This window comes from Brevibacillus borstelensis (genome assembly GCF_037834415.1).
GTDB lineage: Bacteria > Bacillota > Bacilli > Brevibacillales > Brevibacillaceae > Brevibacillus > Brevibacillus borstelensis_A.
Window position 1 is genome coordinate 353,931 of the sequence record NZ_JAUMSJ010000002.1, and the last position, 11,971, is coordinate 365,901.

Annotated in this window: 10 protein-coding genes and 1 riboswitch; of the genes, 7 read left to right on the forward strand and 3 right to left on the reverse strand. The window is 53.1% G+C overall.

The window, feature by feature from the left end:
* Positions 1 to 1,404 (reverse strand): glycine betaine/L-proline ABC transporter ATP-binding protein ProV, encoded by a 1,404-nt coding sequence (proV, locus tag Q3F21_RS03475; RefSeq protein ID WP_340250073.1) that lies wholly within the window; start codon positions 1,402 to 1,404, stop codon positions 1 to 3.
* Positions 1,405 to 1,655: 251 nt separating this feature from the next.
* On the opposite strand from proV, the gene Q3F21_RS03480 reads away from it, so the two are divergent.
* The 3 genes from Q3F21_RS03480 to Q3F21_RS03490 all read left to right on the forward strand — a co-directional run bounded on the left by Q3F21_RS03480 (position 1,656) and on the right by Q3F21_RS03490 (position 4,635).
* Positions 1,656 to 2,204 carry a GbsR/MarR family transcriptional regulator gene (locus Q3F21_RS03480; RefSeq protein WP_340250074.1) on the forward strand — a complete coding sequence of 183 codons (549 nt, stop codon included), beginning with the start codon at positions 1,656 to 1,658 and terminating at the stop codon, positions 2,202 to 2,204.
* Positions 2,205 to 2,475: 271 nt separating this feature from the next.
* Positions 2,476 to 2,674, forward strand: a riboswitch (cobalamin riboswitch).
* A gap of 159 nt (positions 2,675 to 2,833) precedes the next feature.
* The gene (locus Q3F21_RS03485; protein WP_340250075.1) at positions 2,834 to 4,066 is read left to right on the forward strand and encodes a hypothetical protein; all 1,233 of its coding nucleotides are present in this window, start codon (positions 2,834 to 2,836) and stop codon (positions 4,064 to 4,066) included.
* A gap of 119 nt (positions 4,067 to 4,185) precedes the next feature.
* Positions 4,186 to 4,635, forward strand: a complete 450-nt coding sequence (locus Q3F21_RS03490; protein WP_340250091.1) for an acyl-CoA thioesterase — start codon at positions 4,186 to 4,188, stop codon at positions 4,633 to 4,635.
* A 100-nt stretch (positions 4,636 to 4,735) separates the two neighbouring features.
* Here the strand turns inward: Q3F21_RS03490 and Q3F21_RS03495 are convergent, their stop codons facing one another.
* Together Q3F21_RS03495 and Q3F21_RS03500 are read right to left on the reverse strand one after the other, a co-directional pair.
* Positions 4,736 to 5,740, reverse strand: coding sequence for a hypothetical protein (locus tag Q3F21_RS03495; RefSeq protein WP_340250076.1), 1,005 nt, complete (start codon positions 5,738 to 5,740; stop codon positions 4,736 to 4,738).
* Complete coding sequence (locus tag Q3F21_RS03500) at positions 5,718 to 6,290, reverse strand: RNA polymerase sigma factor (RefSeq protein ID WP_340250077.1); 573 nt, start codon at positions 6,288 to 6,290, stop codon at positions 5,718 to 5,720. Before Q3F21_RS03500 ends, Q3F21_RS03495 begins: the two co-directional genes overlap by 23 nt.
* A 153-nt stretch (positions 6,291 to 6,443) precedes the next feature.
* On the opposite strand from Q3F21_RS03500, the gene Q3F21_RS03505 reads away from it, so the two are divergent.
* From Q3F21_RS03505 to lplT, 4 genes are all read left to right on the forward strand, one after another.
* The gene (locus tag Q3F21_RS03505; protein WP_340250078.1) at positions 6,444 to 7,817 is read left to right on the forward strand and encodes a sensor histidine kinase; all 1,374 of its coding nucleotides are present in this window, start codon (positions 6,444 to 6,446) and stop codon (positions 7,815 to 7,817) included.
* Between the two features lie 31 nt (positions 7,818 to 7,848).
* The gene (locus tag Q3F21_RS03510; RefSeq protein ID WP_340250079.1) at positions 7,849 to 8,490 is read left to right on the forward strand and encodes a response regulator; all 642 of its coding nucleotides are present in this window, start codon (positions 7,849 to 7,851) and stop codon (positions 8,488 to 8,490) included.
* 142 nt (positions 8,491 to 8,632) lie between these two features.
* Positions 8,633 to 10,744 carry an AMP-binding protein gene (locus Q3F21_RS03515; protein ID WP_340250080.1) on the forward strand — a complete coding sequence of 704 codons (2,112 nt, stop codon included), beginning with the start codon at positions 8,633 to 8,635 and terminating at the stop codon, positions 10,742 to 10,744.
* A complete protein-coding gene (gene lplT / locus Q3F21_RS03520) occupies positions 10,744 to 11,943 on the forward strand; it encodes a lysophospholipid transporter LplT (RefSeq protein WP_340250081.1) in 1,200 nt (399 codons plus the stop codon). The genes Q3F21_RS03515 and lplT overlap by 1 nt, the downstream gene beginning before the upstream one ends.
* The last annotated feature ends 28 nt before the right edge of the window (positions 11,944 to 11,971 follow it).

Below are 11,971 nucleotides of genomic sequence, written 5' to 3' on the forward strand. Positions count from 1 at the left end.
CTACTTCACCTGCCTTTCTTCCAAAAAGGCATGATCTTCGTTCGTTTTCACGTCTGCGGCAGCCTCTTTGTTTTCGCTTCTGTTCACGCCGATGTTCACACGTGTATTCACGCCGCCATTCGCCAAGCTTGCAGGTTGCATCACGCTAGTCCCTGCACTCTCTTCAACATTCGCCCCTTCTGCCTTATCAGGGATCTGATCGACCCGGGCACTGCTGTCCACTTCCGTATTTACCTTTCCTGCCAGGCCACCCAGCACACTGCCTTTCACGACGACGCCGAGCAGGCGGTTTTGCTCCCCGACAACAGCTACCGGAATGTCGGAAAAGGCCACCAGATCAAACAGCTCATGAAGCAATGTCTTTGGCGATACGATAGGAATCTCTTTTCGCATGACGGACTCCAACGACAGCGACTCCAGCTTGGCTGTATTCACCGCATCGGCCGTCACTACGCCAAGCAGCGTCTTTTTGCGGTCCACCACATACAGGCTGGAGACGCCGCTGTCTCTCATCAGCTGCAAGGCGACCCGCGGCCCCTTGTCTAGCGTGATCGTCTGGGCCCGCTTCATCACGTGCTCTGCAGAGAGAACCTTGGAGCGGTCCACGTCCTCCACGAATTTCTCCACGTATTCATTGGCCGGATTGGTGAGGATTTCTTCCGGCGTTCCGATCTGGACGATCGCCCCGTCCTTCATCAGCGCGATCCGGTCCCCGATCTTCAACGCCTCATCCAGATCGTGCGTGATAAAGATAATCGTCTTCTGCATCGTCGCCTGCAATTCCAGAAGCTCATCCTGCATGTCTTTGCGGATGAGCGGATCAAGCGCACTGAACGCTTCGTCCATCAAAAGCACATCGGGATCGTTTGCCAGCGCTCTGGCGAGTCCCACCCGCTGCTGCATGCCGCCGCTCAGCTGGTCCGGGTAACTGTCTTCCCAGCCCCCCAGTCCGACAAGCGACAGGGCTTCCCGCGCTTTCGGCTCGCGTTCAGATTTTGGAATATTCTGTATCTCCAAACCGAACTCGACGTTCTCCAGTACGGTCCGGTGGGGGAAAAGGGCAAACTTTTGAAAGACCATACCCAGCTTCTTCCGTCTGACCTCTTGCAGCTGCTGCTCGTTCATCTGCACGATGTCCGCATGGTCAATCAGAACTTTTCCCTCTGTCGGCTCAATCAACCGGTTCAACAGCCGCACCAGCGTCGACTTCCCGCTCCCGGACAATCCCATGATGACAAAGATTTCGCCCGCCTCAACCTCAAAGCTGGCCTGGTTGACCCCGACTGTCAGGCCCGTTTCCTTCAAGATCTCCTGCTTCGTTTTTGCCTGCTTTACAAGAGGAAGGGCGCGCTGCGGCTGACGCCCGAATACTTTCGTCAACTGCTCTACCTTGATTTTTGGCATAACGTCACCTCCGAATAATTTGTTCGCACGAATCTGACCCTCTTATTGTATCGGTCGGCCCTTTGTTTCCACAAATTTGCTAAGCGGCCATATTCGAGCGTAATCTTTGTTCAGAAAAAACTTTACGTACTTTTTGTTCCGTATTCTCAGTATATCTAGCATATACGGTATGATTCGTTTATTTACTTTCGTCAGCTTCATTAGTACAATCGTTTACAGGTAAATTGACCAGAGGAGCTGCTCTTTTCAAAATGGAAGACAAACATGAAGAAAAATTGAATAAGGCCCAGGAACGGGTCATCGAGACACTAGCCAAGAACATGGAACTGTATGGGATTACGATGTCTACGGGTCTGTTGTATGGCACGATGCTGTTTCAGGATAAAGCCATGACTCTGGACGAGATGGGCGAAGCGCTCGGCATGAGCAAAACAAGCATGAGTACGGGAGTCCGAACCTTGATGGATTTGCAGATGGTGGATAAAATCTGGAAAAAGGGGACGCGGAAGGATCACTACGAGGTCAATCTGGATTGGCACCAGACCTTTATCGATTTTTTCTCCTTAAAATGGAGAGCTGCTTCCGAGCAAAATGTGCATGCGATGAAAAAGTCCCGGCTGGAGCTCCAATCCCTGCTGCAAGAAGAAGAGCTTTCCGAAGAAGTAAAAGCCCGCGCAGAGACAAGCATCACCCGCATAGACAACGCACTGGCTTATTACGACTGGCTTTCCCGGTTTATCGACACGATGGAATCGCATCAAATTTTTGAGCTTGTTCCGAAAGATCCTGTGAAAAAATAAAAAAGCTCCTCTTTCCGCGCTTTTTATATCGGAAAGAGGGGCTTTCTGTTTTTTCATCTCGCCGCCGACATCATCGTCAAGGGCTGGCTGCATTGCAACGGTGATGATTGCCGAAGTCTCATGCCTCTGCCTCACATTGACAACAGCTGCGAACTTCTCGACTCATCCATAAATTCCATATATTGTAGAATGCTTCGCATAAGAGTATACTATTTTCATGCAAGATCGTATATTCCTGCACGCCTGATGGCCATCTATCATGGCGTCTACAACCGCATAAGTGGAAACAGGTTCCTTGCCGACATTCTCGGACAAGGATGAAAAGGGAAGCTCGGTGCGAATCCGACACGGTCCCGCCACTGTGATAGGGGAGTCAGCGCATTTGGACGCCACTGGTCCGCCGGACTGGGAAGGCATGCCGCTGATGATGAGCCTAGAGTCAGGAGACCTGCCTGTTTCGACAACACTGCAGTACCTACGGGAGATAGGGAGGTGTTAGAATTACCAGGAGCAGGGTTACGTCTGTCGTCACTGCTTGTTTGGGCATTTCTGACTATCGATTCGATGGGGAGAAATGCCTTTTTGATTTGTCGTTTCTCGATCTGTCCACAAAAAAAGGAGTCGGTGGAATGAACGTGTGCCAGATGAAAATCAGCAACCTGGGCTATCCGCGCATTGACGAGCAGCAGGAGTGGAAAAAGGCGCTGGAAGCATTCTGGTCGGGAAACATGGGGGAGGCCGACTTTCTTCAAAAGATGAAAACAATTCGTCTGCACCATCTGCAAAAGCAGAAGGCAAAACACCTCGATTACATTCCCGTCGGAGATTTCTCCCTCTACGATCACATGCTCGACACGGCGGTTATGTTTGGTCTTGTGCCGCAGCGCTTTGCCTATGAAGGCGGCCCCGTTTCCCTTCAAACCTACTTTGCCATGGCACGCGGCAGCCACAATGCCGAAGCCTGCGAACGGACCAGGTGGTTCGATACAAATTATGACTATATCGTTCCCGAATTTGGACACACGACACCCGCGCTGACCGAAAACAAGCCGCTTGCCGCCTATCTGGAAGCGAGACAAGAGCTGGACATCCACGGAAAGCCCGTTATTATCGGGCCTTACACCTTTTGCAAACTGTCCAGGGGTTACCCGCCGGAGCGATTGCCGCAAGTCATCGACCTGATCCTTCCCCTGTACGCCCGGGTATTGCGGGAGCTGGCAGAGGCAGGTGTCCAATGGGTGCAGATCGATGAGCCTGTACTGGCGACCTCGCTGGCGGAGGAAGAGATAGACGTGATCGAATCCGTTTACCGAAAGCTGCACGAAGCGGCTCCTTCCCTAAACATCATGCTCCAAACCTATTTTGGCGCTGTTGACCTCTTTCCGAGAATCATCGGGCTGCCTGTGCAAGGAATCGGCCTCGATTTTGTCCACAGTTTTGAGCGACATTTGCAGGCGATTGGCGTCTACGGATTTCCTGCGGATAAAGTGCTGGGGCTCGGTCTTGTTGACGGCCGAAGCATCTGGCGCACTCATTTGCCGAACAAGTGGAAGCTGCTTACCACGATCATGAGCATCCTTCCAGAGAATACCTTTTGGCTGCAGCCGTCCAGCAGTTTGCTCCACGTTCCGGTTATCTTGGATGAAAAGAACCGGCTGGAGCCTGCTGCAAAAAAGTGTCTGGCATCCGCCGATGAAAAGCTGGATGAGCTCGGGATTTTTCTCCAGGCGTTCCGCCACGGTGAGTTTGCCGTTATGGACTCGTTTGTCCAGAGTCAGTCCGCTTTGTCGCAATTGCCAAAAGAGACGGTCGCCTCGCTGAAAAGCTTGGTCGCTGCGGGCGGAACCATTGACGGTCAATGATGATGCTCTGCCGCGAGCCAGGGGGCCGAAGCCTGACGGATGGATGGCAACCTATCTATGAAAGGAAGGGGAACATATTGAAGCAGACAGCGAAAAAGACCAGCGAATCCCGGACATGCATGACAGATCTTGTCTTTCCGCCGGACACCAATCACCACAATACGATTTTTGGCGGCAAAGTGATGGCTTACGCGGACAAAATCGCCTGCATTGCCGCCATGCGCCACTGCCGAAAACCGGTCGTCACCGTTTCGAGCGACCGCTTCGATTTTTTGGCCCCGATCAGAACAGGAGAGGCCATTCATCTGGAAGCGTACGTGACATGGGTTCATCAGACGTCTATGGAAGTGTATGTGGAAGTAGAATCCGAGAATTTGCTGACAGGAGAAAGAAAACTGACCTCGCGGGCGTATCTGACCTTTATCGCATTGGATGAACAGGGCAAGCCGACAGCTGTCCCCAGGCTGATTCCGGAAACAGAAAAAGAGAGACAGCAATACGAGCAAGCAAAAGAGCGGTATGCCATGAGGAAAAGCAAACCGGAGAGCGCTTCGGGCCCCGTGGGGTAAAGCCGTTGGCAAAGCATTCATGCTGCCGGTAACAGAAGGCATGCCAAAGGCTCCTTTTCTTCCGCAAACGCGCTGAAAAGGAGCCCTCTTCCGTTTTTTGTTATTTGAGTAATTCCGTATTGATATAGCTCTCAACCATTTTGATGAATTCCGCTTTTGAAATGTCCTTGGAGCTGGTGTTCAGTCTGTAAACCATGTTCGTCCCGTCATCTACCCAGGAAATGGAACGGCGGACTTTTCCGTCCTCCCGCTCTACCTCCTCGTAAGCGGCCTGCGTCTTGCCGAGCGTCAGTTTCTCCGCTTTTTCGTATTCGCTGCCAACCGTGATTTTCCCATTGATCCGCACGGCTTGGGTCACGAGGGCGCTTACCTTCCCTTTCTGTCCTGCATAGGAGAAAAAGATTTCGTCCAATTTGCCCGTGATCTCCAGTTCCTTGACGACAAATTCTTTTTGGGCTGCCTCCGCCTCTTTTTTCAGCACTTCCGGATCAAAGTCTTTCTTGGCCTCATAGCTTACGTCAGCTTCCCGGAAGGTCAATCCACCCGCCAGTTCGGCTGGCACTTTTACGGTATTGCCCAGCTTCTCGCGCACTTCCTGCCATTTTTCAAAAACGAGTGGTTTTGATAATACGGTGAAGTAGGGAGCATGTCCTTCGGCGTATTTCACCTCTGCCCCTTCCACAGGCGGCAGTTTCGGAACGACGTAAATAGCCGCAGCGGTGCCTGGCTTCATCGTATCGAAGTAGCTGTTCACAATGTTCATGGCGCGCTCCGTCTCTGCTTCTTCCTGTTTGATGCGCTCCTTTATTTCCGAGGGCAAGCTTTCCTTCACATCCTTGTCGTCCGTCATCTGGTACAGCTCATAGACGACTTCTCCCTTTTCATTTTTCAGCTGTATGCTGTGCCAAGCCGCATAGACAGAAGATGTCGTCACAAGCAGACCGATCACCAAAAAGAATCCTGCTTTTCTTTTCACCTTTACCGCCTCCATATTGCTTTCTTTTCTCTGTACAGCGCCCATCACTCTTTCCTTGACATCGACCGGAGGAACAACCGTTTCCCGAAACATGTCTTCCAGCCACTTATCCGTGTTGTTCGGTTCCATCCGTCAGCCCCCCTGTACCTTGCAAGTAGCGTTTGCATTTTCTGATCGCCCGTTCGTAGCGTTTTCGCAGCGTTGCCGGCTTTGTATCCAGCAGGCGGGCAATCTCGTCATACCCTTTTTGCTCCAGCACCCGCAAAATAACAATGCTGCGTTCCTCCGGATTGAGCCGGTCCAGCACCAGATGGAGCGGTTCACTGAGATAGCGCTGGTCAATCCGCTCATTTATCACGTCGCGGCCCTCTTCCTTCGGTTCAAAGAAAACGGGAAGGATTCGGTTCAGCCTTCTTTTGCGAAGCAAGCTGATACAGTGGTGGTAAGCGAGTTTATACAGCCAGGCTGAAAAGGAGAGCGTGTACGCATACTCCCCCAAGCGCTCGTACGCTTTGAACAAGATTTCCTGTACAGCATCTTCCGCTTCTTGCCGATGCCCCAGCATATGGTAGCAATAGGTGTACATCGGGCGCCCAAAATGATCGATCACGAGTTCAAACCTTTCCCAATTGCCCTGCTGGATTTCTTGTATGATCTGCTCGATTTCGCTCTTATCCACCTTCTCCCCCCTCCTAGTGTTTATAACGCATTTTTTCTCGCGTTTTGTGACCGAACTTAAAAAAATCCTGAAAAGGGGAAATTTACCGGTAAGGCGCCCTCCACTCCGGTACGGTATAATGAAACCTATACAAACGACAGGAGAAAAGCCGCCATGATGGTTCTCATCTTACTGGCCATATGGGCCTTCGGGGCCTTTGTTTTGTACACCGATCCGAAAAACACGTCTACACGCTGGGCCAGCGCCACCGCATTCATCGGAGGATGCGGGTTCTTGTCAGCCGTATTCAACGAGACGCTCATGCCGCTCGTGAAAGACTCGTTTCCGCTTTCCTCCGCCCTGTCCGCCGCGCTGCTTTTGGCCAGCAGGGTTTCGTCCTTTATCTGTCAGGTGGGCTTGCCTTACACGTTTCTCATGTTCGCTGTACACTCCGGAGATTTTCTGCGGCAAAAGACGAAGACGATACTCCAGTACGCCGCTTTGCTGCCGCCGCTAGTCATGCTGCTTATCACGCCGATCTACCCGGTGCTGCAGTTTGACTACTGGCTGATGGTGGCCTGGGTGATGCCGTATTTTGTCGCGGCCAGTCTGATCCTGATCTTTTTGTACAAGAAGGAAAAGGACCCACTCGTGAAGCAAAGCAGACTGTTCACCAATATTCTCGTCATCTTCCCGATGCTGCTCGTGTTTATCACCATATACGTGATGCGAACGCAAAACCACTATGAAGCATGGAGGTATAACAGTCTGATCGTCGGAATTCAGTTTCTTCTGATTTTGGTGATCAGTGTCAAGTACGGTTTTCTCGGCGTCAGATGGCGCGTGGAAAAACGTCGTCTGGACAGCACACTCCGGGCAATGACGTCAGGGACGCAAATCATTAACCACACCATCAAAAACGAAGTGGGAAAAATCTCGCTCTACACGGAGCGGATGCAGGATTACGCGGAGAAATCCAACCAGCCTGCCCTGCAGGAAGATATACAAGTGATCAAGCAGTCCACTTCTCACCTGCTCGATATGGTCAATCGCATCCAAGGGCAGCTTCGGGACATTTCCCTGCGCGAGGAGACGATTCAGCCTGCCGCCTTAATCGAGCACGTCCTGCAAAATTTGCACCCCCTCGCGGAACAACAGCAGGTAGAAATCCGGACAGAGCTGGACGACCAGTGGCTGCTCCGCTGCGATCCTGTACAGCTCCGCGAGATCTTGATCAACCTGACCATGAACGCCCTGGAGGCGATGAAGAAGGGCGGCACGCTAACCCTGCACCTGTTTTTATCCAAAAAACACCTCGTCATCGCCGTAGCGGACACCGGCGTAGGGATCGCCAAGGAAAACCTTCCGCATGTGCTCGATCCTTTCTTTTCGACCAAAAAGACCGGGACAAACTTCGGGCTCGGGCTTTCCTACTGCTACAATGTCATGCAAAAACACCAGGGCACACTGGAAATTTACAGCGTCAAGGACGAGGGAACGAATGTCTTCTTGTACTTCCCGCACCAGCGGGTGGAGTCGGCTGAATAAATAAAACCACTTTAAAAAAGGGGGGAGAACCGTGGAACAAATCCGCGTCTATATTGTGGAGGACGATCCTGTGTGGCGAAAGGGACTGGTTGATTTCATCAGCAAAGAAGCAGACATCGCCATCGTCGGCGAAGCCGCTGCCAAGGACGACGCGCTCGCATGGTTTCAAAATGGCGAAGCCGACGTCGTGCTGATGGACATCAACCTGACCGAGAACAATCTCGACGGCATCGAAACCGCGCTGGCCCTGACGGAGATGGGCCGGGAGCTGGCCATCATCATGCTGACCTCGCTTACGGCGGAAGAGGTCATCGTCGAATCCTTCTCCGCCGCAGCGGTCGTCAATTACATCAGCAAGTCCAATTTCAAGGAGATTCCCGACGCGATCCGCGCCGCCTATCAGCGCCAGTCTGCCATCCATCCCACCGCCGCCGCTGCACTTAGAAGCGAGTTCATGCGGCTGAAGAGCGGCGAGGACCAAAAGCTGCTGTCCCCGGCGGAAAAGGACATTCTCCAGCTCATCCACCAGGGCCAGACGCAGTCCCAGATCGAGCAAACCCTGCACATCACCAAGCGTACGATCAAAAACCACATCAACCGCATCCTGAAAAAAATGGGCGTCAAAACGAGCAAGGAAGCGGCGGCCAAGGCCAAACAAAAAAAGCTGTTTTGAGCGGGTTTTCAGCCACTCGCAGACTTATTCTGTAGTCTTATGACCAGGTACCAATGAAAGTTGGTACTTTTTTTACTTTTGCCGCCGCGTAGAATGAGAACTATCAAGAACGGTCCTTATCATAAGCAAAGGTGTGGTTCAGATGGTTCTCATTTATACCTTTATCAAATGGCTTCTCATGCTCTGGTTTCGCCCGCGTGTCCATGGAACAGGCAAGCTGGATCTCTCCCAGCCGGGCATCATCATTCCCAATCACGTCTCGCTGTTGGATGCGGTGCTCCTTTCCTTCTGCCTCCCGTCCAACACCACCTTTGTAGCCAACACAGAGATCGCAAAAAAGTTTTCACTTTTCCTGCGTTTCCGAAAACATATCACCGTAGACCCGATGAATCCTTACTCCATTCGCCACATGATCCGGGTCGTCAAAAACGGCGAATCGCTGGTCATCTTCCCGGAAGGCCGCATCACGACAACCGGCGGCCTGATGAAGATCTACAGCGGCGTAGGCTACCTGGCGATGCGGACCGGCGCTACCGTTTATCCGGTCGTCATCCAGGGACTCGAGCGTTCCGTGTTCTCCTATCTGAAAGGCAAGCTGCGGATCGTCTGGTTCCCGAAGGTAGACATCTCGGTCGGTACCCCCTTCACCATGCATAAAAAGGAAAACGTCTCGATGCGGGAGCAAAAGGCAGCCGGAAGCGACCTGATCCTGCGGACGCTGCAGCGCGAACTGTTCCAGGCGCGGATGAAGCAGAACGTAAACCTGTTCAACGAAGCGCTGGAAGCCTCCAGGATTCACGGCAAAAAGCTCGTCATCGCCAAAGACATGACGTCGTCTATCAACTACCGGGCGCTTTTCATCGGCAGCTATCTGCTCGGCAGCAAAGTACAGAGCTTGTTGAAAGGCGAGCAGACGGTCGGCGTGCTTCTGCCTACATCCGTCGGGCATTTGGTTACCTTGTTTGCCCTGTTTCGCATCGGCGTGACCCCGGCCATCCTGAATTTCTCGCTCGGCATCCGCTCGCTTCTGGATTGCTGCGAAACAGCCGGGATCAAAACGGTCCTGACCTCCCGCGTGTTTATTGAAAAAGGAAAGCTGCAGCACCTGATCGCCGGACTGGAAGGCCGCGTTCGCATCGTTTACCTGGAGGATGTAAAGGCGTCCGCCACGGCGGGCAACAAGCTTTCCGCCCTGTTCTCCTATCTGACCGGCAAACGTTCGGAAGCGACGACAAACGAGCTGATCCTGTTTACATCCGGCAGCGAAAGCAAGCCGAAGGGCGTCGTACTGACACATACCAACCTGTACGCCAACATCATGCAGGTGAAAAGCGTCATCGACCTGACGAACAAGGACAAGATATTAAACGCGCTGCCGATGTTCCACAGCTTCGGGCTGACGGCAGGCACAATGCTTCCTGTCATCGCGGGCATCCCGGTCTACCTGTATCCGAGTCCGCTGCATTACAAGGTTATTTCGGAGCTGTGCTACGACCAGAACATCACGCTCATGTTCGGGACATCGACATTCCTCGCGGGCTACGGCAAATTTGCTCATCCGTACAACTTCTACTCGCTCCGCTACATCTTCGCCGGAGCGGAAAAGCTGAAGCCCGATGTACGGCAGATGTGGATGGACAAATTCGGCGTACGCATTTTTGAAGGCTATGGCGCCACGGAGACATCCCCGATCCTGTCGCTCAATACGCCGCTTGCCAACAGACCGGGCACCGTCGGACGCCTTTTGCCCGGCATGGAATACCAGCTGGAACAGGTAGAAGGCATCTCCCATGGCGGCGAGCTGCTCGTCAAAGGCCCGAACGTCATGAAGGGCTATCTGATTCACGGCAAAGGGTTCATACCCGCCGAAGAATGGTACCACACGGGCGATCTCGTGGAAGCCGATGCCGACGGATTCTTGACCATTCAGTCCCGGCTGAAGCGCTTCGCCAAGATCGGCGGCGAAATGGTTTCGCTCAATCTCGTAGAGGAGCTGGCTGCCCAGTGCTTCGGCCACTCCGATTTTGCCGCCGTCACGATCAGCGACGCCCGCAAAGGAGAGCGCATTCTCCTCTACACGGCAGATGAAACGGCAAAGCTGGATCGACTGCGGGCTTATTTGGTAGAGAAGCAATTTTCGCCTCTGCTGCTCCCGACTTCTATCCGATTGACCAAAGTGCTGCCCTTGCTCGGCAGCGGAAAAACGGACTACGTCACGCTGAAACAAATGGCTGAAAAAGGAGAACCCGCATGATGAAAAATCGAATGCGACCGCTGCAAGCTCTCTATTTTACCCAGTTCCTGTCTGCTTTCGCCGACAACATGATCCTGTTTGTCATCGCCAATTTGCTGCAAGACAACGGCTTTTCACCTGTGATGCTGGCGCTTGTTTCGATGGCCTTCTTTCTTCCTTATATCGCTTTGGCCCCGCTCGTGGGGCCTTTCGCCGACAAGCATCCCAAGTCGTTTGTGCTGGTCATTGGCAATCTGATCAAGGTACTGGGGGTCCTGCTGCTTCTGGTCATTGACCAAAGCAGCATCCTGATGCTGATGCTCGCTTACTTTACCGTCGGAGTGGGGGCGGTTGTCTACTCACCAGCCAAGTACGGCATCCTGCCGGAGCTGACGCAAAATGAAGACCAGCTCTTCCATGCCAACGCCCGGATCGAAGCGTATACGATCATCGCCATTTTGACCGGGATCGGGGGCGGCGGAGCGATTGCCGCCATGACTCCCACCCTCGTATCGTCCGTCATCTGTCTGGTCCTGTACGGCCTGTCAGTGTTGATGACCTTCCACATCCCGCGGATCAACGGAAATGCGATGATTCGCTACGGAACGGAAACCCGCCTGTTCTTCGCGCACTTCCGGCAGCTGCTGAAAAAGCCGGAGACCGGATTTGCCATCATCGGCACAGGCGCCTTCTGGATGAGCTCCTCGGTCCTGCGTGTAGCGGTCATCGCCTGGATTCCGGTCTCGCTTGGGATTGATCCGAAAAGCTCCGCGGTTTCGCTGATTTTGGCGACGACGTCCATCGGGATTATCGCCGGTGCGTTTCTCGCTCCCAAGCTGATTCCGCTCCAGCGGTTTTACCGCTCGATCCTGTACGGCTTCCTGATGTTTGTGCTGATCCTGCTGTTCCCGCTGTTCCATATCACGGCGGTTGCCATCTTGTTTTTGCTCCTGGTTGGCTTTATGGGCGGCGTGTTTATCGTCCCGATGAACACGGTCCTGCAGGAGGAAGGAAAGAAGATGGTCGGCACGGGAAAGACGATTGCCATTCAAAACTTCGTCGAGAACGCGCTGATGCTGGTTGGCACGGGCATCTACTACGTCATTGTTTATCTCGGCGCAACCGTCTCCGGAGCGATTATTGTCCAGGGCCTTCTGCTGCTGGTGTTCCTGCTGTATCTGGCAGGGCAGACCAAACGGCTGGCGAGGACGCGGATGTAGGGACGCCCGGACGCATCCTGTTTTAGAA